Annotated in this window: 16 protein-coding genes and 1 pseudogene; 13 read left to right on the forward strand and 4 right to left on the reverse strand. The window is 55.3% G+C overall.

Annotated features, from left to right (window positions below; genetic code table 11):
- The first annotated feature begins 52 nt into the window (after nucleotides 1-52).
- The 5 genes from F8A90_RS06400 to F8A90_RS06420 all read left to right on the forward strand — a co-directional run bounded on the left by F8A90_RS06400 (nucleotide 53) and on the right by F8A90_RS06420 (nucleotide 9,368).
- Nucleotides 53-3,418 (forward strand): helicase-related protein, encoded by a 3,366-nt coding sequence (locus F8A90_RS06400; protein WP_233593469.1) that lies wholly within the window; start codon nucleotides 53-55, stop codon nucleotides 3,416-3,418.
- Complete coding sequence (locus F8A90_RS06405; RefSeq protein WP_200019428.1) at nucleotides 3,415-4,083, forward strand: DUF4391 domain-containing protein; 669 nt, start codon at nucleotides 3,415-3,417, stop codon at nucleotides 4,081-4,083. The genes F8A90_RS06400 and F8A90_RS06405 overlap by 4 nt, the downstream gene beginning before the upstream one ends.
- Nucleotides 4,084-4,114: 31 nt before the next feature.
- Complete coding sequence (locus tag F8A90_RS06410; protein ID WP_233593470.1) at nucleotides 4,115-6,007, forward strand: site-specific DNA-methyltransferase; 1,893 nt, start codon at nucleotides 4,115-4,117, stop codon at nucleotides 6,005-6,007.
- A gap of 4 nt (nucleotides 6,008-6,011) precedes the next feature.
- Entirely contained in the window at nucleotides 6,012-6,248 is a 237-nt protein-coding gene (locus tag F8A90_RS06415; RefSeq protein ID WP_200019429.1) for a hypothetical protein, read from the forward strand.
- A 72-nt stretch (nucleotides 6,249-6,320) separates the two neighbouring features.
- A complete protein-coding gene (locus F8A90_RS06420; protein ID WP_200019430.1) occupies nucleotides 6,321-9,368 on the forward strand; it encodes a type III restriction-modification system endonuclease in 3,048 nt (1,015 codons plus the stop codon).
- A 49-nt stretch (nucleotides 9,369-9,417) separates the two neighbouring features.
- Here F8A90_RS06420 and F8A90_RS06425 read toward each other — a convergent pair.
- Nucleotides 9,418-9,891, reverse strand: a pseudogene (locus tag F8A90_RS06425) (transposase); the annotation flags it as partial.
- Nucleotides 9,892-10,037: 146 nt separating this feature from the next.
- Between F8A90_RS06425 and F8A90_RS06430 the strand changes: the two are divergent.
- Both F8A90_RS06430 and F8A90_RS06435 read left to right on the forward strand, forming a co-directional pair.
- Nucleotides 10,038-11,135, forward strand: coding sequence for a hypothetical protein (locus F8A90_RS06430; RefSeq protein WP_200019432.1), 1,098 nt, complete (start codon nucleotides 10,038-10,040; stop codon nucleotides 11,133-11,135).
- A 589-nt stretch (nucleotides 11,136-11,724) separates the two neighbouring features.
- Nucleotides 11,725-12,621 (forward strand): LysR family transcriptional regulator, encoded by an 897-nt coding sequence (locus F8A90_RS06435; protein WP_200019433.1) that lies wholly within the window; start codon nucleotides 11,725-11,727, stop codon nucleotides 12,619-12,621.
- Between the two features lies 1 nt (nucleotide 12,622).
- On the opposite strand, the gene F8A90_RS06440 is transcribed toward F8A90_RS06435, so the two are convergent.
- Both F8A90_RS06440 and F8A90_RS06445 read right to left on the reverse strand, forming a co-directional pair.
- The gene (locus F8A90_RS06440; protein WP_200019434.1) at nucleotides 12,623-14,128 is read right to left on the reverse strand and encodes an AbgT family transporter; all 1,506 of its coding nucleotides are present in this window, start codon (nucleotides 14,126-14,128) and stop codon (nucleotides 12,623-12,625) included.
- 37 nt (nucleotides 14,129-14,165) lie between these two features.
- Nucleotides 14,166-15,320 carry a M20 metallopeptidase family protein gene (locus F8A90_RS06445; protein WP_200019435.1) on the reverse strand — a complete coding sequence of 385 codons (1,155 nt, stop codon included), beginning with the start codon at nucleotides 15,318-15,320 and terminating at the stop codon, nucleotides 14,166-14,168.
- 440 nt (nucleotides 15,321-15,760) lie between these two features.
- Between F8A90_RS06445 and F8A90_RS06450 the strand changes: the two genes are divergently transcribed.
- The 6 genes from F8A90_RS06450 (at nucleotide 15,761) to F8A90_RS06475 (ending at nucleotide 22,955) form a co-directional block, all read left to right on the forward strand.
- Nucleotides 15,761-16,522 (forward strand): type IV toxin-antitoxin system AbiEi family antitoxin domain-containing protein, encoded by a 762-nt coding sequence (locus tag F8A90_RS06450; protein WP_233593471.1) that lies wholly within the window; start codon nucleotides 15,761-15,763, stop codon nucleotides 16,520-16,522.
- Nucleotides 16,512-17,432 (forward strand): nucleotidyl transferase AbiEii/AbiGii toxin family protein, encoded by a 921-nt coding sequence (locus F8A90_RS06455; protein ID WP_200019437.1) that lies wholly within the window; start codon nucleotides 16,512-16,514, stop codon nucleotides 17,430-17,432. Before F8A90_RS06450 ends, F8A90_RS06455 begins: the two co-directional genes overlap by 11 nt.
- Before the next feature lie 101 nt (nucleotides 17,433-17,533).
- On the forward strand, nucleotides 17,534-17,971 hold the full coding sequence (locus tag F8A90_RS06460; RefSeq protein WP_200019438.1) for a hypothetical protein: 438 nt from the start codon (nucleotides 17,534-17,536) through the stop codon (nucleotides 17,969-17,971).
- Between the two features lie 265 nt (nucleotides 17,972-18,236).
- Nucleotides 18,237-19,061 carry an abortive infection family protein gene (locus F8A90_RS06465; RefSeq protein ID WP_200019439.1) on the forward strand — a complete coding sequence of 275 codons (825 nt, stop codon included), beginning with the start codon at nucleotides 18,237-18,239 and terminating at the stop codon, nucleotides 19,059-19,061.
- A gap of 103 nt (nucleotides 19,062-19,164) precedes the next feature.
- Entirely contained in the window at nucleotides 19,165-19,977 is an 813-nt protein-coding gene (locus F8A90_RS06470; RefSeq protein WP_200019440.1) for a Hachiman antiphage defense system protein HamA, read from the forward strand.
- Nucleotides 19,974-22,955 carry a DEAD/DEAH box helicase gene (locus tag F8A90_RS06475; RefSeq protein WP_200019441.1) on the forward strand — a complete coding sequence of 994 codons (2,982 nt, stop codon included), beginning with the start codon at nucleotides 19,974-19,976 and terminating at the stop codon, nucleotides 22,953-22,955. The genes F8A90_RS06470 and F8A90_RS06475 overlap by 4 nt, the downstream gene beginning before the upstream one ends.
- Before the next feature lie 346 nt (nucleotides 22,956-23,301).
- Here F8A90_RS06475 and F8A90_RS06480 read toward each other — a convergent pair whose 3' ends face one another.
- Complete coding sequence (locus tag F8A90_RS06480; RefSeq protein ID WP_200019442.1) at nucleotides 23,302-23,823, reverse strand: flavin reductase family protein; 522 nt, start codon at nucleotides 23,821-23,823, stop codon at nucleotides 23,302-23,304.
- Between the last annotated feature and the right edge of the window lie 146 nt (nucleotides 23,824-23,969).

The following is a 23,969-nucleotide window of genomic DNA, read 5'->3' on the forward strand; positions in this document are numbered from 1 at the left end:
TCCGTGCGGTAGCCGTGGTCATGGGTTGCCGATTTTATTAAAGGGCAGGTGAATGGAAATCATCGACAACGTCAGCCGGCTGCTAGGCGACGACCTGAAAGATACCCTGAGGCACGGTACCCGGCTCAAGATCGCGGCCTCCTGTTTCTCGATCTACGCCTACGAGGCGCTCAAGGATGAATTGGAGGCGCTTGAGTCGGTCGAGTTCATTTTCACCTCACCCACCTTCATCCCAGACCAGGCCAGCGACAAGTTACGCAAGGAGCACCGCGAGTTCCACATCCCCAAGGCGGAGCGCGAGATCAGCGTCCACGGCAGCGAGTTCGAGATCCAGCTCAAGAACAAGCTGACCCAGCGAGCCATCGCCCGCGAGTGCGCCGACTGGATGCGGCGCAAGGCCCGCTTCCGTTCCAACCGTGGTCAGGTTGCCATGCAGCCCTTCGCCGGTGTTGCGGCCTCAGCCGGTGACACTGTTTATATGCCTCTGCAAGGCTTCACGGCGGTAGATCTGGGTTACCAGCAAGGCAACGCGGTCTCCAACTTCGTCACCCGCTTCAGCGAGCCGGATCACACCTCTAGGTTCATGGCTCTCTTTGATCAGCTGTGGCAGGACGGTGAGAAGCTCGAGGACGTCACCGAACGGCTGCGCGAGCATATCGCTTCGGTTTACCGAGAGAACCCACCGGAGCGGATCTACTTTCTGATGCTGTACCACATCTTCCACGAGTTCCTGGAAGACATCAGCGAGGACGTGCTGCCCAACGACCGTACCGGCTACCAGGATAGCGTCGTCTGGCAAAAGCTATTCAATTTCCAGCGCGACGCGGCCACCGGCATCATCAACAAGCTGGAGACCTACAATGGCTGCATCCTCGCCGACAGCGTGGGGCTCGGGAAGACCTTCACCGCTTTGGCGGTCATCAAGTACTACGAGCTGCGCAACCGCTCCGTATTGGTGCTTTGCCCCAAGAAGCTCGCCGATAACTGGCTGACCTACAACCGTAACCTGACCACCAACGTACTGGCCCAGGATCGTCTGAATTACGACGTACTCTGCCATACTGACCTGCAGCGCACCCGTGGGGAGTCCTTAGGCATACCGCTGGATCGCGTGAACTGGGGCAACTACGACTTGGTGGTGATCGACGAGTCGCACAACTTCCGCAACAACGACGTCTATAAGGATCGCGAGACGCGCTACCAGAAGTTGATGAGTCAGGTGATCCGGGCGGGTGTTAAGACCAAGGTCCTGATGCTCTCGGCAACGCCGGTCAACAATCGCTTCACCGATCTGAAGAATCAGCTGGCGTTAGCCTATGAGGGCGAAGCCGAGAACTTGACACGCCATCTTAGCGGCGCCAAGGATATCGAAAGCATCTTTCGGCGCGCCCAAGCCACCTTCAACGAGTGGTCAGCCTTCCCGCCGGAGAAGCGCACCACGAGCGCCATCCTGCAAGCACTGGATTTCGATTTCTTCGAGCTGCTAGATAGCGTCACCATCGCCCGTTCACGTCGGCATATCGAAACCTTCTACGACACCAGTGATATCGGCAGCTTCCCGGAGCGCCGCAAGCCGCTCTCGTTTCACTGTCCGCTCACTCACCGAACCGATGTGATCGGTTTCAACGAGATCTTCCAGCAGCTCTCCCAGCTCAAGCTCTCCGTCTACGCCCCGATCAGCTACATCCTGCCCAGCCGCCTCAAGAAGTACGAGGAAATGTACGACACCGAAGTGTCCAGTGGGGGCGGCAGCTTCAAGCAGGTAGACCGGGAGAAGAGCCTGCAGGCCCTGATGACGACCAACCTGCTCAAGCGCCTGGAGAGCTCGGTGGCGGCATTTCGCCTGACCTTGGAAGGGCTGCAGGGTAGCTACCAGGCCATCCTGGATAAGATTGCGGCCTTTAAACAGACTGGCTGCTCAGAGAGCCTCGCGGATATCACTACATCCTTCGAAGATGCCGACCCCGACGACGATAGCATCCCGATGCCGAGCGATACCACGGTGGGCAAGAAGATCCAGATTAGCCTGGAGGACATGGACCTGCCGTCCTGGGAGCATGATCTGAACAATGATCTGGTGTGGATCGAGCTTCTGCTTGAGGAAATGGCCAAGGTCACTCCGCCCGACGATGCCAAGCTGCAGCACCTCAAGACGCAGGTTGCCAGCAAACTGGCCTCTCCAATCAACCCCGGCAACCGAAAGGTGATGATCTTCACCGCTTTCGCGGATACTGCCAAGTACCTCTACGATAACCTGGCGCCGATCTTGCTCGAGAGCCAGGGCGTGCACACAGGACTCGTGACCGGCAGTGACGCCCCAAAATCCACCATTGGCGCCATGCCCAACAGCCGCCAGCACTATGACTTCCAAGGCCTGTTGACGCTGTTCGCCCCGCAAGCCAAGAGCAAGGCCATGGTGTACCCCAACGAGCCCCGCGAGCTTAATATTCTGATCGGGACCGACTGCATCTCGGAGGGCCAGAACCTGCAGGATTGCGACTACCTGATCAACTACGACATCCACTGGAACCCGGTGCGCATCATCCAGCGCTTTGGGCGCATCGACCGTATCGGCTCTCCCAACACCAGCATCCAGCTGGTCAACTACTGGCCAGACATCAGCCTGGACGAGTACATCAATCTCAAGGAGCGCGTCGAGAACCGCATGGTGATTGCCGACGTCACCGCCACCGGCGACGATAACGTGCTCAACGCCCAGTCCAACGATGTCGCCTATCGTCGAGAGCAGCTGCGACGGCTGCAGGATGAAGTAGTGGAGATGGAAGACCTCAAGTCCGGCGTGTCGATCACTGACCTCGGGCTGAACGAGTTCCGCATGGACCTGCTGGGATACATGAAGGAGAACGGTGACCTGGGCCGTATTCCCAACGGGCTACATACCGTCGTGCCGGCCCGTCCGGAGAAGGGGCTGCAGCCTGGGGTCATCTTCACGTTGCGTAACCTCAATCAGCGGGTAGGTGACCAAGGTAGTGGCCTGCAGCAGCAGAACCGTTTGCATCCCTTCTACCTGGTCTACATCAGCCACACCGGCGAGGTGATCAGCGACTACACCGAGGTCAAGCGCCTGCTCGACCTGGCACGCACTGCCTGCAAGGGGCTGAGCGCCCCCGTCGAAGCGGTCTATCGTGCCTTCAACGAGGAAACTCAAGACGGCCGTGAGATGCACGACTATTCGGCGCTACTGGATCAGGCCATCCGCTCGATGATCGAGGTGAAGGAGGACAAGGATATCGACAGCCTGTTCAGCGGTGGCGAGACGACGGCGCTGGTCGATACCATTGAAGGGCTCGACGACTTCGAGCTGATTACCTTTATCGTCATTCGTGAGGCAGACTCAGCCACAGACATGGGTACGGAGCGTCATGCGGCCAGCGGAGAAAGCGAGAAAGAAGCATGACGGCACCGCTGTACCAGTACCCCTCCAAGACGCTGCTCAGCCGTGTGGTAGCCAAGCAGCGCATCCTGGCGCATGTGCGGGCCACCGCTAAGCTCAGGGAGCGACTGCGAGACGACGTCGCCCAGATCACCTGGCATGCCAAGCTGGCCCATAACACGATCAACCTGCCTGGCACTGACGACGTGCCCGAGTTGCAGGTCTTCGTGATCACGCTCAAGGGCGAAGACCTGCATCGAGATGTGCTGCGGGCCATCGATCGCGCCATTCCCTTCCCGATCCTGTTTGAGCTACACGGCACCCGCGGCATTCGAGTCACCGCCGCCTACAAGCGGCCTAGCCAGGCCGACCCCAGCAAATGGGTGCTGGATGACCATTACGCCAGCAGCGACTGGCTGCCAGCCGAGCCGCCCCGGCAGTCGCTGCCCACGGCCATCGACTTGAAGCAGCTCTACCAGCAGCTGCTGCGCAGCCTGCTTCCAGCCCCGTCGCGTCAGGGCGAAGCCTTGCCGGATCAGCTGGAGCGCTTGAGGGCCCTGGAAGCTCTCAAGAAGGATGCCGACAAGTTCGAGAAGCGCCTACGCAACACGAAACAGTTCAACCGCAAGGTCGAGATCAACGCCGAGCTACGCTCGATCCGTGAGAAAATTGCCGACTATGACACCTGATCACGACCGCAGAGGTCCGGAGACACGCGACATGATGGACAAGCTGAAGATGCACTCCCCCAACCTGACCGAGGCCAACATCGCCAAGCTGGCCGAGCTGTTCCCCAGCTGCGTCACCGAAGCGCGGGATGAGCAGGGGCGGGTGAAACAAGCCATCGACTTCGACCAGCTACGTCAGGAGCTTTCCGATCATATCGTTGATGGGCCTCAGGAGCGCTATCACCTCAACTGGCCCGGCAAGCGGGAAGCTCTCCTTGCAGCCAATGCTCCGATAGCCAAGACACTGCGCCCTTGCCGGGAAGAGAGTGTGGACTTTGATACGACTAAAAATATTTTCATCGAGGGGGATAATCTTGAAGCGCTCAAGCTTCTACAAGAGAATTATTTGGGTAAAGTGAAGCTGATCTATATTGATCCACCGTATAATACTGGGAGTGATTTTGTTTACGATGATGATTTTTCTGAAGATCCAGAAGGTTACTTGAAGCGTTCAAATCAAATGGATGATATAGGAAAGCGGCTAGTAGCCAACTCTACTAGCAATGGCCGTTTTCATTCGGATTGGCTCACCATGATGTATGCCAGGCTCCATCTTGCTAGAAATTTGCTTCAAGATGACGGAGTGGTTTTCATTAGCATTGATGACAATGAGCAGTCGAACCTCAAGCGCATGTGTGATGAGGTTTTTGGCAGTCAAAACTTTGTAAATACAATTGTCTGGGAAAAACGATATAGCCCTCAGAATGCAGTAAAATGGTTTTCAGAGTCGCACGATTTTCTTCTGGTTTATGCTAAGGATAAATTAAATTGGTATCCTAATTTATTGGAGCGTACAGAAGCCATGAACGCTCGATACCGAAATCCTGACAATGACCCTCGCGGTGTGTGGAAGCCTGAAAATGCAACCGCTCAAGCTGGCCATGGAACGAAAAGTCAATTCTATGAAATAACGGCTCCTAATGGTAAGAAGCATGCCTTGCCGAATGGTCGCTGCTGGGTATATACGAAAGAAGTTATGGAGAAGATGATTGAGGATGACCGAATCTGGTTCGGAGCTAATGGGAATAATGTTCCTGCAATAAAAAGATTTCTCTCGGAAATTAAGCAGGGGACGGCTTGCCAAACAATTTGGAAATATAGTGAAGTTGGCCACAATCAAGAAGGGAAAAAAGAGGTTAATAAGCTCTTCCCGGAAGCGGCAGTTTTTGAGACGCCTAAACCAGTCAGGTTGTTAGAGCGGGTTCTGCATCTTGCGACTGAATCTGACTCAATTGTTCTCGACTTTTTTGCTGGGTCTGCGACCACTGCACACGCTACTATGAAGTTAAATGCCGCTGATGGCGGGAGTAGAAAGTTCATTGCCATACAGCTGCCAGAGCCTGCAGATGAGAGTTCGAATGCGTGGAAGGCTGGTTACCAGAATATCGCTGATATTTCTAAAGAACGTATACGTCGCGCTGGTAAGAAAATCATTGAAAATGGTTGCGAATCCCAGTGGAGCCGAGATGTCGGCTTCAGAGTGTTTAAGGTTGATTCATCAAACATGCGCGACATTCACTATTCTCCAGATGCTCTCAGCCAGGACCTGCTGTCGGAAAATATCGACAATATCCGCGAGGGCCGGAGTTCAGAGGACCTGCTCTTCCAGGTCTTGCTGGACTGGGGCGTTGACCTGTCATTTCCGATCTCTCGCCAGGAGATTGATGGAAAAACCGTCTTCTTAGTTGATGGGGCTGAGAAGCATATGGCTCTGGCCGCCTGCTTCGATTTGGATATCGACGAGGCCTTCGTCAAGCAGCTCGCCGAATACGAGCCGCTGCGCGTGGTGTTCCGCGATGCCGGCTTTGCCAGTGACAGCGTCAAGATCAACGTCGAGCAGATCTTCGCCCAGAAGTCGCCCAATACCGACGTCAAGGTGATCTAAGTCCATGAGCATGGACGAGCAGGCGCTTAAGCAGTTGCTGCACTCCCTTATCGAGCGCTGGGAGAGCGAGGTGGTCGAGTTCAAGCGGGGTGGCAAGGGCTTCTCCACCTCGGATCTCGGCAAGTACCTCTCAGCGCTGGCCAACGAGGCGAATCTGCGTGCCTGTGAAAGTGCCTGGCAAAGACTGATGCAGAAAGAAACGGCGGCTCTGCAGAAAGAGACTGAACGTAATTCGATTTAAGTTATTGATTTTAAAATTAACGCATCGTGAGCCCTTTCTGCTGGCTCCGATGCAGGTGCAGAAAGGAAGGCCATGAAGCTCAAGTTCAAGACTCAGGAATACCAGACGCGAGCGGTCGAGGCGCTTGCGGACTGCTTTGCTGGCCAGCCCTTTAGTAGCGGTATCCGCTACCGTATGGATCCGGGGCAGACTGCGCTCCTGGCGCAGCCGCTGCAGCGCGACATGTATGCCGCGCCAGATTCCGACGACACCGGCTTCAAGAACGCCGCGTTGGAGCTTTCGGAGCTTGAGTTGCTGAATAACATCAAGACCATTCAGCGCCGCCAGAACCTCCCGATTTCTGATAGCTTGAAGAAAGATGACAAGACCGGTTGCCCCTACAACTTCGACGTAGAGATGGAGACCGGCACCGGAAAGACCTACGTCTACCTTAAGAGCATGTTCGAGCTAAAGCGGCGCTATGGGTGGAGCAAGTTCATCGTTGTTGTGCCCAGCATCGCCATCCGCGAGGGCGTCTACAAGTCGCTGCAAATCACCGCCGATCACTTCTTGGAGAGCTATGGGGAGAAAGCGCGCTTCTTTATCTACAACTCGAAGCAGCTGCACAACCTGGAAAGCTTCTCTTCGGATGCCGGCATCAGTGTGATGGTCATTAATGTGCAGGCCTTCAACTCCCGTGGCGCCGAAAACCGCCGTATCTACGATGAGCTGGACGGCTTCCAGTCGCGCCGCCCCATCGACGTGATCAAGGCCAATCGGCCGATCCTGTTTCTCGATGAGCCCCAGAAGATGGAAGGCGGCAAGACGCTCAGCTCGCTGAGTGAATTCAACCCCCTGTTCATCGTGCGCTACTCGGCGACCCACAAGACGACCTATAACAAGATCCACCGCCTGGATGCCCTGGACGCCTACAACCAGAAGCTGGTAAAGAAGATCTCGGTGCATGGTGTTACCACCAAGGGCCTCACCGGCACCGATGCCTACCTTTACCTCGAAAATATCGAGACGGCTAAGAACAAGCCTCCTGTCGCCTGGGTTGAGTACGAGGAAAAGTCCGTCAGCGGCCTGAAGCGTAAGCGCCGCAAGCTGGGCAAGGGTGACAACCTGCATGACCTCTCGAAGGGGCTGGATCAATACAAAGGCTTCGTCGTCTCGGAGATTGACGCTCGGGTGGATCAACTCAGTTTCACCAATGGCGTCGAGCTAAACGCAGGGGAGGTGACCGTCGACGTTACTGAGAAGGCGCTGCGCCAGATCCAGATCCGTGAAGCGGTCAAAGCGCACTTCAAAAAGGAACAGCTGCTGTTTTCCCAGGGTGTCAAGGTACTCACGCTGTTCTTCATCGATGAGGTGGCCAAATATCGTCAGTACGATGAAGACGGCGAAGTACTGGGCGAGTACGCTCGGATCTTCGAGGAGGAGTACAACCAGCAGCTTAACCAGATGCTGACTCTGGAGGACAGCGAATATAACCGCTACCTGAAGGGCATCAACGCCTCAGACACCCACAACGGCTACTTCTCCATCGACAAGAAGTCCAAGCGCCTCGTCGACCCGAAGACCAAGGCGCGTTCTACCGAGACGGACGATGTCGATGCCTACGACCTGATTCTGAAAGACAAGGAACGCCTGCTTTCCTTTGAGGAGCCCACGCGTTTTATCTTCTCTCACTCCGCACTGCGTGAAGGCTGGGACAACCCCAACGTGTTCGTCATCTGCACGCTGAAGCACAGTGACAACACCATCTCTCGGCGTCAGGAGGTGGGGCGCGGTCTGCGCCTGGCGGTCAACCAGCTGGGAGACCGCATGGACGACCCGCTGACCGTGCACGACATCAACGAGCTGACGGTGGTCGCAAGCGAAAGTTACAAGGACTTCGTCACCGCCTTGCAGCGCGACATCAGCAACGATCTTTCCGAGCGACCGCGGGTCGCCGACGAAGCCTACTTCACCGGTAAGTTGCTCGTGTCGGATGAGGGCGAGATAGAGGTCACGCCCGGCATGGCCAAGGAGATCTACCGCTACTTGCTTAAGCACGACTACACGGATAGCGCAGATCATATTACCGAGACCTACAACCAAGCCAAGGAGGACGGCACCCTGGCCGAGCTGCCGGAGGCGCTGCAGCTCCATGCACAGCAGGTCTTTCAACTTGTCGATAGTGTCTTCAGTAACGCCCAGCTGCCACACATCGAGGACGGCCGGAAAACCAAGCTGAACCCGCTTAATGACAACTTCCACAAGAAGGAATTTCAGGAACTCTGGGAACGAATCAACCGCAAGGCGGCGTACTCGGTCAGCTTTGACTCTAATGAGTTGATCGAGAAGTGCGTAGGTTACCTGGACCTGAAGCTCAACGTGAAACGGCTGGAATACCAGGTGGAGCGCGGCACCCAGAAGACCGAGGCCAGTTATCAGGATATGACCAGTGGACAGGCCTTCACTATCAACGAGAGCGAGCGGGTCAAGCATGAAGGCTCGCTCCACTCGGCAGTCCAGTACGACTTGATCGGTCGCATGGCTGAGGCTACGCAGCTGACGCGACGTACCGTGGCGGCAATTCTCTCCAAGGTGCAGCCGAAGACCTTCAAGCAGTACCAGATGAACCCCGAGGATTTCATGGCCCAGGCAGCCAGGCTGATCAACGAGCAAAAAGCCAGTATGGTCGTGGCACATATCACCTACGACCCTATCAATGAGCAACACAGTCGAGAAATATTCACCATCGAGAAGCCGGAGAACCACTTGGATCGAGCCTACAAGGCCAAACGCCACGTCTATGACTACGTAGTGACCGACTCCAAGATCGAGAGAGACTTCGTCGAAGAGCTCGACACAGGCAAGGAGGTGGTGGTCTACGCCAAACTGCCGAAAAGCTTCTTCATCCCGACCCCAGTGGGGAATTACAATCCCGACTGGGCCATCGCTTTCAACGAGAATGATGTCAAGCATGTCTACTTCGTGGCAGAGACTAAGGGCAGTATGTCATCGCTTGAGCTTCGTGAAATCGAACAGGCCAAAATTAGGTGTGCCACTGAATTCTTCGATACTATTGCGACAGCATCGGTGAAATATGATGTTGTGGATTCTTATGACAAACTCATAGACTTAGTAAGATAATATAGAAAATAAAGTGATGATATAAACTATATGCCTTGACTATATAGATGTAATCGATACCGACTCGGTTGGGCATCTTGCCCACCCCGGCGCTCTTGGCGTACATACGGTGCTTATTGCGGCGTTTAGGCTGACGGAGATGCCGCCAAAGGCCACCACCCCGTGCCTTGTCGTCCCATATCAAGGAGTAGATCCATTGATGACTGACACTGACGCCGACCAAAGGCGCCATAAAGTCACTGATTTGTTGTGGGCTCCACTCCTCACGCAGCCGACCGGCAACGGCGGCCATAATGCCTGGAAGGCGCTTTGTCCACTTGGTGGTAGTGCGGTGCCGATAAACATTGAGTGTCTGAGCCTGCTTGGGATCATAGACATCAGTGGTAGTGTTACGGCGAATTTCACGGCTGTTCGTGCTGCTGTGGAGGTTCAGCTCCTTGCCGATCTGGTGCTGGCTTATGTCTAAGTCATAGCGGAAGTGGATCTGGTATCGTTGGGTCTGGGTCAGCTGTCGGTTTTCCATGCTCTGCTTCACTTTGATCGGTGAGCCGAGAAGGGCACTGGCGCTGATCCTCCTGCTTCAACCGCAAGGTCCAAAGTGCTGCGGCTATTCTATGAATCCAGGAATTAAATATTTAAAGAAAAATATAAGATTGAAGGAGGTATAAGGTGTTTCAACTTTCTTGGCGGAAGTTTCTCACCTATATTTGGGTTTTGCCAGTCATAATTGGTATCGTGCAGTTATCTCCCAGAGCATTCGATGCTGCTGAAATCTTGTTGCTGAATGATACTTACAAGCTGGCAAAGTATCGGCTTTCATCCTTGCCTTCTGAACAGTATGAAAAACAAATACAACTCGCTATTGAGGGCAAGGATATAGAACTTGCTGACTCTATAGTTTTATTGGCTCAACAACAAAACGTGATGCTCGATTCAAAAATCCTGGAGGACCTTGAGCAGGAAAAAGGCTTTTGGAAAACATCTACAAGGGTTAGTCAAGACTTATGGTCTGGAGTCACCACTGGAGAATCTGTCGGAATGGCGGGATTGAGTGCTGCCCTCGTCAGTGATATGACCTCCATTGGAGATGTGCGAGATTTTGCTAGCGAAATAAAACGTTGGCCAGATCAAGATAACATAGTGCTGGCGTTATCTGGTACAGGACTTCTGTTGACGGGTGCTACAGTCATGAGTGCAGGTGCTGCAGCACCCATGAAGACAGGTATTTCTATAGTTAAATTAGCCAAAAAGACTGGAAGAATTAGTAAAGGACTGTCTGTTCAAATCAAAAATCTGAGTAAAGAGATTGTCGATAAAAAAATACTAGGCGAAATGGCGAACAAATTCAAAAATATAAGATTTTCTCAGCTTGTTAGTGCTAATTATTGGGATGATCTGACTGTTACTGCAAGTAAGCTAATTTCAATTAATAAGGCCAATCAGGTTTTAGGTATTGGAGGTAGCATAAATAATATAAAGTCGACAGCTGGTTTTAAAGGTGCACTAGATGCTTTAAGTCGAGCTGATAGTATTAAAGACATAAAGCGGTTGGAGTATTTGTCGGGTAAGCTTAAAAGTGCATTCCGTGGTGCTTTAATGATACTGCCTGATATCGCCAAGAGTGTCTATCGAGTCTCCATGTTTTTAATAGAGGTGATTGCTTTGTTGATTTCAATTATCACGGCTTTAATTTATGTTGCATGGGTAGTCGTTAAGATGTGCAAAAGTATCTTTAAGGGTAGGATAAGTGATATAGGTAGTGTTTGAAAGTTTAGGGAAATACTGCATAAATCCTAGCGTTGGTGCCTGGTCGTCACCACGGGGTGGAATCAGGCGATACCGCTACCGCCTAATGGAGCCAGCCGATCAAGCAGCTCTCATTCCCAAAGGATTGTGTCCACATCAGCGGCGGATCCATCGATATGCTGTAGAACGACTGGCGTGCCTTGAGGTAGTGGGGGGCGATAAGGGTAAGCCGCAGGAAAGCAGCTGCAGAACGGGACTGCGCGCTTGGGTGACAAGGGGGCAAGTAATGAAAAATGGCTGTCGTGAAATCCTCACGACAGCCATTTTTGTTTGCGCTGGCGCCAGTCGCTGTCACCTTGGATGGAGGGCTTATTAACATCCACTTCCTCGTCTGATTGACGACTGTGGCCTTCGAAGAGGCAGGTAATTGCGCAGGACCATGCACGAAGATGTGAAATGAGCGGAAAAGCACGCAATCATCCATGCGTTTCGACACGACCAGTCTGTCAGCTTGGTAATATTTTCCATGGGGAGCTTACAAGCTCAGATGGCTTGTGATTCCTGGCAAGTCATCAATCATGACGATGGAATCTTAGAGGCGTAGTGACGAATGGAGTGTCTGGACAAGCGTGCGCTTTACCTTCAAGAGGTCAGCAGTTGTGGTGGTGTTCGAGCGGCAGCGGAGCATCTGGAGGTTAATCCTTCTGTCGTGACGCGTCAGATCCGCAGTCTGGAGAATGAGCTGGGCGTGGCGCTGCTTGAGAGAAATGGACGCCATGTACTGCCAACGGAGGCGGGGAGGTTAGTGCTGGAGAGTTATCTGGCACAGCGACAACTCAATTCCGAGCTTCGCGATACGCTGTCACGCTGGAAGAATCTGCAGACGGGGCAGGTCACTGTCTCTGTCGGTGATGGTTTCGTGGACAGCTTCATCAAGTCGGTGCTGAGTACCGTCGCAAAGCGTTATCCGGATGTGATGATCGATATGCGGACCGGTATCTATGTGCCGCGCGAGCCTCATGAGATGGTCTTGCATGATGAGGTGGATATCGCGGTGACTTACGGTCCGGTGGTAGACCCACGTCTGGTCGTGCATTCCTTTGCACGCGGGCCTCTATGTGCTCTCGTGGCGAGGGATCATCCCCTGGCAGATCATGAAAGCGCCTCCGTGGCGGAGTTGGCGCGTCACAAGTTGATCTTCCTGCCGGAGGTCTCGGGGTCGCAGCGTCTGGTCAATGACATCTTCCGTGCGGCAGGCCAGGTCGCGACGCCTTCCTACCGCTGCAATCTGCACTCCATTTCGCGCCGGATGGCCTGTGCTGGCATTGGTGTCGCCTTCATGACGGCAGCCGCTGCACATGAAGAGGTCTCGGCGGGCCTCCTGTCTGCCATCCCCATCGAGCACCCTTTGGCAGAGGCGACCCAAGGCAATCTGGTACGCAGAGTCGGCAGACGGCTGACGCCGGCTGCCGACTATCTATGGAAGGTGATGATGGGGATGCACTGACTCAGCTCGCCATCATGTAGACCCCCGGCCCGATGGCCCAGCCCAGCGACAGCCATAACATCAGGAAGGCCGACCAGGCGATCAGGAAGCCAAGCGCCAGCGGCAGCATGGTGGCCACGAGGGTGCCGAGGCCCATTTCCGGTTGATAGCGCTGCATGTAGACCAGCGCCACCGAGAAGTAGGGGCTCATCGGCGAGATGATGTTGGTACTGGAGTCACCGATACGGAACATCGCCTGCACGAAGGCAGGGTCGAAATCGATCATCATCAGCATGGGTACGAAGACCGGTGCCATCAGCGCCCATTGCGCGGAGCCGCTCGTCATGAAGATGTTGAGCACTGCCGTCATCACGATAAAGGCACCGACCAGCGGGAGGCCGGTAAAGCCCGTGCTTTGCAGGATATCGGAGCCTTCAATGGCAATGAACTGACCCAGCTCGGACCACTTGAAGTAGGCGATGAACTGCGAGATCGCGAAGAACAGCACCAGTGTCGGGGCCAGCTCGCTGGCAGATTCCGCCATCTTCTGCGGGACATCGCGACTGCTGGTGATCTTGCCGACAGTCGCGCCGTAGACCAGGCCTATCAGTACGAAGTACAGGAACATCAACGGCACGAGGGACTTGAGGAACGGAGAGGGGATCAAGCCGCCATCGGCATTGCGCAGCGGTGAGGCCTCAGGCAGCACCGCGATCAAGACAAGTGCTACATAGGCCAGTGTGGCCAAGCCGACACGCTTGATGCCGGTCCATTCTTCAGGCTTCAGCTCAGGCTTTTCGCCCTGTGCCGTGAAGTCCTTGCCCATGGGCAGAACACGTTGCAGACGCGGCTCCACTACCTTGTCGATGATGAGAGTCCCGACGATGGCTAGCACGAACACCGAGCAGGCGACGAAGTAGTAGTTGTCGACGGGGGAAATGTAGGCCTCGGGGTCCACGAGCCTGGCAGCATCCGTGGTGATGCCGGAGAACAGAGCGTCCCCCACGGTCACGAACAGACTGGCATCGTAGCCGGCGCCTGCAGCTGCATAGGCTGCCGCAGCACCAGCGATGGGGTGACGGCCCACGGAGTGGTATACCATCGCCGCCAGCGGTATCAGGATCAGGTAGTTGGCATCCGAGGCGATACTGCCGCAGATACCCGCCATGAAGACGCAGAACGTCAGCAGGACCGGTGGCGCTTTCGCGACGCTGACCTGCATGAGCGTGGACATGAGGCCGACCTTGTCAGCCAGGCCTATCCCGAACATGACGACCAGGATGAGCCCCAGGGGCGGGAAGTTGATGAAGTTGCTGACCACGCTGGTCAACATGAACTCCAGACCCTCAGGTGATACCAGGCTACGCACATGTACCACGGCATCGCTTTGCGGATTGACGGCAGACACACCGAGCAGGTCCAGCACCGCCGAGGCGAGGATGATCAGTCCTGCCAGAATCGTGAACAGAATGAAGGGGTGAGGGAGCTTGTTCCCTGTACGTTCGATGGATGCGAGAACGGCTTGCATTGTTGTTGTCCTTATTATGTTGATCTGACTGACTTGTTCAATCGCGCGCCAGCAAGTCCTTGGCCAACGACAGGAAGACTCCGCCCGCGACCGGCAGGATGTCGTCGTTGAAGTCGTAATGCTCGTTGTGCAGGTAGGCACTGTCGCCGTTGCCGACGAAGAAGAAGCACCCGGGGATTTCCCTGAGGTAGAAGGCGAAGTCCTCAGCACCCATGGTGGGCATGTAATCCAGCTTCTTGATGTCATCACTGACCTGATGATGACGAGCGATTTCGAGCACCTTGTCAGACCATTCAGCGTCATTGAGGAGAGGCGGGATCTCGAGCTCATGCGTCATTCGGTAGCTAGCGCCATGCGCGCTGCACACGCCCGAAATGACCTGCTCAAGCTGGCCGGCCAGAGCATCTCGTGACGAAGTACGGTCACTGCGGATGTTGATCAGGATCTCGGCTTCGCTGGGGATGATGTTGGCCGCATCACCGGCATGGAAGGCGGCAATCGTGATGACACCTGCTTCTAGCGGCGATTTGTGACGCGCGACCAGTCCTTGAAGCTGCTGGATGATCGAGGTACCCACATAGATCGCATCCACTGCCAGGTGCGGCATGGCGGCATGCCCGGTTTTCCCTTCGACAGTGACACGGAAGGTGTCGTTACCCCCCATGGCTGGACCGGGTTTGACGAATACCTGGCCGGCCGGGAAGTTCGGACGATTGTGGTAGCCGAATATCGCGGAGACTTTCGGATTCTCCAGCACACCTTCTTCGATCATCCGTGCTGCGCCGTTACCGCCTTCCTCCGCTGGCTGGAAGATCAGCTTCAAATGGCCGGACAGGGTACCGCGCTGCTCCATGATGGCTTCAGCCGCCAAAAGGAGTGTGGCGGTATGGCCATCATGCCCGCAGGCATGCATCAGCCCACGCTTGGTGGAGCAGTGCGAAAAGGTGTTGGCCTCATCAATCGGCAGCGCATCCATGTCGGCGCGAAAGGCGATCACGGGCCCCGGGCGCCCGGTGTCCAGTTCCGCCAAGACACCTGTCTCTGCAATACCCTCTGTGACCTTGTATCCCAGCTCGCGCAATCTCTCGGCGACCACCTTCGCTGTCTGGGTCTCCTCGAACTTCAGCTCGGGATGCTGATGGAAGTGGTGCCTGAGTGATCTGGCCGTCTCTAACTGACTGTCGGTAAACATTGATTGTCCTTGTTCTAGTTTAGGAGCTGCTTGACTACGCTAGAACAAGGCGGGAGCACGGAGGGAGACCAGAGAGCGTCGTGTTTGTTGACCTGAGTGCAACGAATATCAGAGGGCGTTCATTTTCTTGTCTCTGAATTTGCCGGTGTAGCGGGCAAAGGTGATTGCCGGTGATGCATTCTGTCTCGCACAGCTCGGCCCCTAGTGGGGTCTGCAAAAAGCAGCTGATCGACACGTGCAAGAAGCGCTGCTTCCATAACCTATTCAAGAGGTCGGGCAGTCATGTCTACGGAGGGCCGGGGCCCGCCAATTCGTGGTTTAAACTTTATGCTAAAAGCGGCCTTAAATGACGATTCTAATCTTGAAGGTGAACCGATATAGTTTATTATTTGTCTGATGAACGGAATTTAAGGTCGCTTTTCTGAGTGAAAATAAACCAGTTGCTACAGAAGATCCCGCGTGGCGCTGTCGTGACGACCGCTTGGCTGGCGTCACACGGCGTCACCTCGGATCAGGCGCGTAAGCTGGCCAACAGTGGCTGGCTGCAACGCGTTGGGCACGGCGCATACTGCCAAGCGGGGGAGCCTCTTACTTGGGAGAGCGCTGTTTTCGCCCTGCAGGCGATCGACGGCTTGGGGATGCCAACATTTTGGCTGGGTGGCCAAACGGCCTTGGCACTGCATGGCTTTGCCCACTATCTACCCATGGGGGAGCGTATAACGCATCTGTATGGTAAGGAGGCTATTCGGCTGCCTCGATGGTTGAGAGACACCGAGTGGGCAGGGCCGTTGGTGCTCCACTCTGAAAAGGGTCTGCCAGCGCAGCTTCCCGGCAGTTTCACGGACTACGCACCGGATGGCAGGGCTTTCAGCTTGCAGGTATCGACCCCCGAGCGAGCCGTCCTAGAGTGGATTGCCGTGACATCGAATGAACTGCTGTTCAGCAGTGAACTGGTGGACACCTTTAGCGGGCTTAACACGCTGCGTCCACGTCGGCTGCAGGCATTGTTGGAGGGATGCCGTTCGGTGAGAACCAAGCGTGCCTTCTTGGTGTTGGCTCGCCACGCCGGACATGCTTGGTACGGTCGCCTAGAACCTCGTCGACTGGATCTCGGTAAAGGCAAGCGCCAGCTCTGCCGAGGCGGCAAGCTGGATAGGGAATATCACGTGACGGTGCCGGAGGTATTCCTGCATGCCGATTGAAGCTCGCTACCACGAACAGGTACGGCTGTTGGTCTCGCTGTTGCCTTTCCTCAATGACGAGCCGTGTTTCGCTCTGAAAGGCGGCACGGCCATCAACCTTTTCGTGCAGGCATTACCCCGGCTATCGGTCGATATCGACCTGGCCTACTTGCCGCTGGAGCCCCGTGACGAGGCTCTTCGACGCTGTCGCGAGGCGCTACAGCGACTGACAGAAAATTTCAGAGACCGACTGCCAGGCGTGCGAGCTGAGCTTCAGGATAATCGCCGGGACGAGCTGAGAATTCTGGTGCGCCGGGGGCGTAACCAAGTGAAGGTGGAGGTATCGCCGGTGTTGCGTGGCACTCTGCACCCGCCCCAAGAGCGCGATGTCGTGGAAGCCGTGGAGGATGAGTACGGATTCGCGGCTGTGCAGGTGGTGTCACTACCGGACCTGTATGGAGGCAAGATCTGCGCCGCGCTGGATCGCCAGCACCCCCGGGACCTTTTCGATGTGAAGTTGCTGCTGAACCAAGGCGGTCTGGATCGTAGTGTATTCGAAGGCTTTCTGATCTATCTGCTGGGGCACCCTAGGCCCTTGAACGAGGTGATCAACCCGAGGTTGAAGCCGTTGGGTGACGTCTACCGAGAGGAGTTTGTCGGGATGGCCAGGGTTGATCTTCCATTGCAGGAGCTGGAGAGCGCCCGCGATGAGCTGCTATCACAGCTGGGGCACCTGATGACGGATGATGACGTTCATTTCCTGCTGTCTTTCAAGCAGGGGGCGCCAGACTGGACATTGCTACCACTGATGGGCGTCGACCGACTGCCTGCCGTGCGTTGGAAGCTCGCCAATATCCAGAAGATGGGGGCTGACAAGCACCGTCAGTCAGTTGAGCTATTGGAGCAGGCGCTGGGTAGCCTTCGGAGATGACGCCTAATACCCCCAGCGATGTATCGGCCTAAGTAGACTTCTCCTTATCTCCCTAAGACGCTAGGCTGTTACGCATAGTTACGCCAGACGCAGGGGATGACATGGTGAACAGCAGGGAAGCTCAGCTCCAGTGGGACATCACCAAGGCCATATCCGTCCTCGGCCTCACCCCGGTCAGTGAAGTGGGCTCAGGCAAGCCCCACGACCCCGAAAAGCAGCGCCTCGCCGAGATAATCGACCGGCTCAACGACCTCTACGGCGCCGAGGTCAGCGACGACGACAAGCTCCACTTCGCCAACCGCATCGCCGACCGCATCGAGCGTGACGAGGCGGTGATGGCCCAGGTGCGCCACCACAGCGAAGACCAAGTGATGCATGGACTCTTCCCCAAGAAGGTCACCGACGCCGTGCTCGACGCCCTCAGCGACCACGAGAAGCTCTCGATGCCGCTGCTGGAAGATGAGGAAACGGGGAGGCAGTTTGCGTTGTTGATTTTGCAGCTGCTGGCGGGGAGGTCGAACCGTGACTCGCGTGCTTAGTAGGAAGCTAAGGAAGAGGCCTGTTATGGCGGATAACGACCCAAATCGGCCCTCCCAGCAAACGCGTCATGCTAGTCCAGCCGTGTTATGCAGCCGTCATGAAGAACCATGTTTTTCTGGCGAGCTATACTTGGTTTCTTTGATTTCAAAGGGGTGAATCGCGAATAGAATTCGATATATCCCAGATGATCGTGTCAGAGCGTTCAAGTCATTAAGTTATACGGCAGCCTAAATCCTGCTGTGGAGAAGAAGGAAATAGTTCTAAATGACGATGCTAATCACTGACCTAATCGTCGCAGCAGTTAGCAAAATGGTCGATGACTCTCAAGTCGAAGGTTATAGAGAGCCAAGCCATTCTGACCTTGAATTTTATATTGGTCGTGCTGGGTTGACTAATGCCGATCCAAAGGCGCAAGGGCAGACAGTCGGAAAGGCGAAACGCGTTCGGGCAGTTCTTTCTTGGGCTGTAGATAACGATCAAGCTGCTGGTGGGAAACTGGTTGAAGCTTTGATTTCTAAAATAAGAGCATCCGGTGGGTTCCGAGAAGCTTCCGAAAATTTTATCGGGCGAGAAGTTATACGACAGGCGATAGAAGCCTTCGCTACTGAAGGCTATGTGCTTTCAGCGGATGGTGCCCTTCAAGCAAAGAATCTGGAGACTCTCAGCGGGAAAGAGCTTACGGATGCATTGCGCGGATACGCGAATCGAGCTCAGAAAGGTTCGGAAGACGCTGCACTTGTGTCAGGAACGGGAAAGGACCTACTTGAAGCTACCGCTGCTCATGTAATTACAATAAAATACGGATCGTATCCCCAGCAAGCAAATTTTCCTGCACTATTAGGACAGGCATTTATTACCCTTGGGCTGGCTACACCAGAAGATGCTCCTTCCTCATCCGAGGAACCTCATCGTGTGATGGAAAGAGGAATGTATCAATCTGCTGTGGGCGTCAATCGTCTTCGGAACAAAGAAGGTAGTGGGCATGGTAGACCTTGGGTTCCGGGCATAGAAAGAGCCGAGGCAAAAGCAGCCATCGAAATGGCGGGAATTATTGCTGGCTACATGTTAGATAAACTTGAAAACCGATAGAAATCCTTTTTATTTTCTTGATTTTTTTTAGTGTTTATTGCAAAGAAAAATGCTTAAAAATTGCGCATCAAATCAACGTTAACATGACATAAGAGCAGCGCTGATGCGAGACCTAGGTATAGAAAAGGCGATCTTGGCGCCATGGTTCGCTGAAGAGAAGGAATCGCCATACGTCTTGGTTCGCGTGTCCGATGAACAAGCAGCGGCCTGGGCGGACGTTCTTCGGATGCCAGTTCGCCGGTGCTACATCGACGATGCACTACTCGACGAACGAGCCGCAGTCACCGGTCGGCCGAAATCGGAACTCGTTGCGGCCAAGCTTCCGGATAGAGGTTCTACTATGGCGGGCGATTTCGGGGAGATCCTAGTCTTCCTGTACCACGCAGCTGTCGAACCCGGGTGCGAGCCCATCGGTCCAAAGAAATGGCGATTGAAACAAGACCGGACGAAACCGGCGCCACACTCAGATGTCGTTCAATTCGTGTTGCCCCATTGGCCCGAAGCGTCACCGGATGATCGTATCCTCTGTTCCGAGGTGAAGACCAAGGCCACCAATGGAGTGTCCACGCCCATTAGTTCGGCAATTGCCGACTGCGAGAAGGATCGGACAAGTCGATTGGCTAAGACGCTGGTGTGGCTTAAAGAGCGTGCACTTCACGAAAATCTGGGTACCACAACCGTCGCTCACCTCGAGCGGTTCATCCAGGCCACCGACCACCCCGAAGCTCAGAAGCACTTCCGGGCCGTTGCGGTTGTATGTGGGAGCATCGTGGATGAAGAGCTCGCAGATACCCCCGACGAAGAGCCCTCGGATCACACAGTAGTTGTGATCGCCGTTCCAGAGCTGAAGCAGCGCTACGAGGAGGTCTTCGATGCCGTTCACGAGAGCGTCACGGAAACTGGGGGCGGCGCATGAGGGAGATCCTGGCTAAGTGGGTGAGCGACGCTGATGCCCTTCATCATGTGGAGAGATTTGGCTCTCCACAGCTGCCGTTGCAGCTAAGCTACGTACGCTCTCGAGGCGACGACTACTACATCTCACTTGTTGGCGAGCTCTTCGACCGACTCAATGAGCCTTACAACGATGCTGTCGACTGGCTGCGGTTAGGCAACGCGATCACTCAGGCAGGCGGCATCGGTGGCGACGACCAGGCAACGGCTTATCGCGGAATTCTGGAGCCGGAAGCCGCTGTCCTCGCGGCAGCAGCGTTTTACTTTGGAGGCTACTCAGCTTCTGCATATCTCACTCTCAAGACGGCGAACCCGGATGCCCTCGGTGAGATTCAGCAAGCGTGCTATGAGCTTCTCGCAAGGCCATCTACGATTAAGTCTACACGTGTGAGCGCCCTCGTTGGTGCCGTGCTAAGGGGTAACCTAGACGCCATACGGGAACAGAGCAATCAGGCTGCGGAGATGGAGGAATCTGCGCTGAATATTGATCCCGATGAATGGGTGGGATGGCGTCTTTTCCGGCGGATACTCTCCAGATTCGAGGAGACAAACATCCGTGCCGTCCTTCCAGATGGCGCATCAGAATTTTGGGATCCTCTTGTTCGGTCTTTCCTCAACCGAAACCCGCCAGTATGGGACTTCTTCCCTTCGCAGGTCGACGCGATCAAAAGTGGGTTGCTGGGAGGTGATAACTCTTACTCTATCCAGATGCCGACCGGCGCAGGAAAGACGGCGCTTTCGGAGACGCTGCTTTTTTACCACCTAAACCAGCACCCGGAGGATGTGGCAATCCTGCTCGTTCCATATCGGTCCCTAGCGGCGGAGCTACGCGGCAGCCTCGTCAAGCGCTTAGCTCACATGGGGCTCCCGGCCCGGTGCGTGTACGGTGGCACTGTGCCTACTGGAGACGAGATACGAAATCTGGACAATACGCGGGCGATCGTCGCGACGCCAGAGGCGTTGTCGGGTTTGCTTAGCACGGAACCGGACTTCTTCGCCCGTGTTTCCCTCGTTATCTGCGATGAGGGTCACCTCCTCGATGGCGAGGCCCGTGGAGTAGGGTTGGAGTTGCTGCTTGCCCGAATGCGAGCCCGCGAGATCGGCCCGCCCAAGTTCGTCTTCGTTTCAGCCATCGTCCCTAACATCGAGGAGATCAATACGTGGCTGGATGGAACGGATGAAACCGTAGTCCGCAGCGACTACCGTCCGGCTCTCGCTGAATTCGCAGTGCTTAAGGTGGCTGGAAAGAACTCAAGCACTAGAGTGGCACTACAGCTTCATCCGCATCACGCAGCATCCTCGTTCTCAATTGAGCACTTTCTGAGCCACGATGACTTTCGCTATCGCAATACCTCGACAGGCCGGCTGAATACATATTCGTTCAACTCCGTTAAGACCCAGGCTATTGCCGCGGCACGAAAGGCGCTATCGATGGGTGCGGTTGCCGTATTCGCGGCCAACAAGAGGGGCAACCAGGGGGCTGTAGGTCTCGCGAGTGAGCTTCTGGTCCAGTTGGCACATCCACTGCAAGTGCCCACACCCATGCAGTATGTTCAAGACGTAGCGAAGCTCCAGGCCGCGGTCGAGTACTTCACACTCGAGTACGGCGCTTCATGGGTTGGAACGCGAGCTCTTGATGCGGGGGCCGTTCTGCATCATGGGGATATTCCTCAGGAAAGCAGAGAGGTCGTCGAAGCCTTAGTTCGCGCGGGGGACGTTCGACTGGCGATATGCACTAGCACGCTGGCTGAGGGCGTCAACTTGCCGATCAGGACTTTGGTTTTGTACTCAGTACAACGTCGTAGCCCAAATGGGGCCCCTGAGAACCTGCTCGCGCGAGATATCAAGAACCTAGTCGGACGAGCGGGACGTGCGGGAGCAACCACCAAGGGCCTCGTTATTTGCGCCAACCCTAGACAGTGGCCTTTGGTAGCTCCCGTTGCTCAGCAGCAACCAGGAGAGCGCGTTAACGGAGCGCTACTCGAGCTGATGCGTCGCCTGCAGTCTGCTCTGAACCAGCACAACCTTACTCTCACGAACGACATTCTAGAGGGAGAGACCGCGCTGCATACCTTGATCGATGGCATAGACTCGACTCTCATCGATCTCGCCGCAGAGGAGCTTGGGGAGGACGAACTGGTTCGGATCGCTGCGGATCTGTCAATTCAGACCTTTGCGGCTCGCCAGGCCGAGCCCGACACAACCGACTTTATGAAACAGGTCTTCGAGCTGCGCGCTCAACGGGTTGCCGAGATCAAGCAGGCTGGACGACTGGTCTGGATCCGAGAAACAGGAACGAGTGCGCGAATGCTTGAGTCTGTTGAGACCAAGCTGCTGCCCATGCGGGAGCGGTGGGATGACATTGAGGTCCCTACGGATCCCGAACTGGCTGAGGTTCTGCTGACATGGGCATGGGACCTTCCAGAGATGGCTGAAGCGGTCAAGGAGCTGTACCGAGGCGTTCCGCCTGTGCGCTCGGAGTTCATTCGGGTATTAGAAGGATGGATCGATGGCCAGCCGTTGATCGAGTTAGCACGACGAGCGGGCATTGACATCGACGAAATGCTAGGCGTTCACGCCAGGGTAATTAGCTACGTACTTCAGGTCGCGGTTGAACAGGGCGTCGGCCTACTCAAGAAGCTACTCGAGGCGGGCGATCGCGAACTGGCACAAGCCGTCGTCGACTTTCCCGAGCACCTGCGTTTCGGTGTCCCGACGGCGGCAGCGAAGGTGCTTGCGGCCGGCGGTGTCCGGCATCGTCGAGCTGCGGTCGCGCTCGGCCGAAGCCCCGAGCTTGGGACGCTGGTTGACCGCGCAGCGGTGTTTTCCACTGCTCGACACCTGCTCGATGACCGGGAGCAGTGGCTGCCAGCGATGGGGCGACTGGTGCTGGAGAACACGCTAGAGGATCTGCAAAATCCAAGTATATTCGATGATGAGTAATAGATTCCCACGAGATGAGCGTTATAAGCTGAGCGTTATATTAGGCTACGGATAAATGCCCGCTTTTGGCTTTAAGTGCTCAGCATGCCTTTGAGAGAAGCAATCTTGCGCCCCTCATAGGCATGCTGTTCGAAAGAGGGAGGCTCGTGAGCGGTACACCAGTGGTACACACACCAGCTTCGTATGCTATCCTCAAATTTCGCTAACCTACTGATTCCAAAGAACTGTACCTTTCGCTCGATTACGGTTGCTTTTCCTTGTGTGTCAGTAACTTACTGTTTTAAAAGCGAACTAATAATCCCCTAGTCTGATCCTAAAGGATGCAGCCGACCAATTTTCTCCAGTCTTATTCTCCCCCAGCCAAGCCCCCGTACGTCCCCTTGAAATACAACAACGGCCGCGCTGTCCCCGCAACATCCAGATTCATTCCTTTCACTTCTCCGATCACGATCAGGTGATCACCTGCCGGGTACTCAGCGTGAATCTTGCAGTCGAGCCAGTGTAGGCTGTCATTGATCACCGGGTTACCGAGGGGGGAGAGTTGCCAGTCGATGCCTTGCCATTTGTCTGCGCCACGCATGGCGAACTGGTTGGAGACGTGGCTCTGCTCGCTGGAGAGAATGTTGACGGCGAAGCGCTCTGCCTGGCGGATCTTCGGGTAGCTGAAGGAGCTTGCCTTGACGCTGAAGGAGACCAGAGGCGGATTCATCGAGACGCTGTAGAACGACTGACAGGTGAAGCCGATCGGCTCGTCGTCGACCTGGGTGGTGATGATGGTGATGCCGGAGGCGAAGTGGCCGAGGGCTTCACGGAAACTGGCGGGGTCGATGGTGGTGTCAGCTTTGGTTTCAGTATCGGAGAGTGACATGGCAGGTCCTGCAAGATTAGGGGAGGTGGTAACAATCAGCCGTGGGGGAGGGGCTGCAGCGATATCGTGGGACTGAGAGTTTGAGTGACAAGGGTGAGAGTGATGAAAAAATGGCCGTCGTGAATCCTTCACGATGGCCATTTTTG

It is taken from the genome of Cobetia sp. cqz5-12, from assembly GCF_016495405.1.
Lineage (GTDB): Bacteria > Pseudomonadota > Gammaproteobacteria > Pseudomonadales > Halomonadaceae > Cobetia.

What these genes read in the sequence shown, in the direction of transcription:
- F8A90_RS06400 (WP_233593469.1), top strand. Translation starts at nt 53, where the DNA reads ATGGAAATCATCGACAACGTCAGCCGGCTGCTAGGCGACGACCTGAAA.
- F8A90_RS06405 (WP_200019428.1), top strand. Translation starts at nt 3,415, where the DNA reads ATGACGGCACCGCTGTACCAGTACCCCTCCAAGACGCTGCTCAGCCGT.
- F8A90_RS06410 (WP_233593470.1), top strand. Translation starts at nt 4,115, where the DNA reads ATGATGGACAAGCTGAAGATGCACTCCCCCAACCTGACCGAGGCCAAC.
- F8A90_RS06415 (WP_200019429.1), top strand. Translation starts at nt 6,012, where the DNA reads ATGAGCATGGACGAGCAGGCGCTTAAGCAGTTGCTGCACTCCCTTATC.
- F8A90_RS06420 (WP_200019430.1), top strand. Translation starts at nt 6,321, where the DNA reads ATGAAGCTCAAGTTCAAGACTCAGGAATACCAGACGCGAGCGGTCGAG.
- F8A90_RS06435 (WP_200019433.1), top strand. Translation starts at nt 11,725, where the DNA reads ATGGAGTGTCTGGACAAGCGTGCGCTTTACCTTCAAGAGGTCAGCAGT.
- F8A90_RS06440 (WP_200019434.1), bottom strand. Translation starts at nt 14,128, where the DNA reads ATGCAAGCCGTTCTCGCATCCATCGAACGTACAGGGAACAAGCTCCCT.
- F8A90_RS06445 (WP_200019435.1), bottom strand. Translation starts at nt 15,320, where the DNA reads ATGTTTACCGACAGTCAGTTAGAGACGGCCAGATCACTCAGGCACCAC.
- F8A90_RS06455 (WP_200019437.1), top strand. Translation starts at nt 16,512, where the DNA reads ATGCCGATTGAAGCTCGCTACCACGAACAGGTACGGCTGTTGGTCTCG.
- F8A90_RS06460 (WP_200019438.1), top strand. Translation starts at nt 17,534, where the DNA reads ATGGTGAACAGCAGGGAAGCTCAGCTCCAGTGGGACATCACCAAGGCC.
- F8A90_RS06465 (WP_200019439.1), top strand. Translation starts at nt 18,237, where the DNA reads ATGACGATGCTAATCACTGACCTAATCGTCGCAGCAGTTAGCAAAATG.
- F8A90_RS06470 (WP_200019440.1), top strand. Translation starts at nt 19,165, where the DNA reads ATGCGAGACCTAGGTATAGAAAAGGCGATCTTGGCGCCATGGTTCGCT.
- F8A90_RS06475 (WP_200019441.1), top strand. Translation starts at nt 19,974, where the DNA reads ATGAGGGAGATCCTGGCTAAGTGGGTGAGCGACGCTGATGCCCTTCAT.
- F8A90_RS06480 (WP_200019442.1), bottom strand. Translation starts at nt 23,823, where the DNA reads ATGTCACTCTCCGATACTGAAACCAAAGCTGACACCACCATCGACCCC.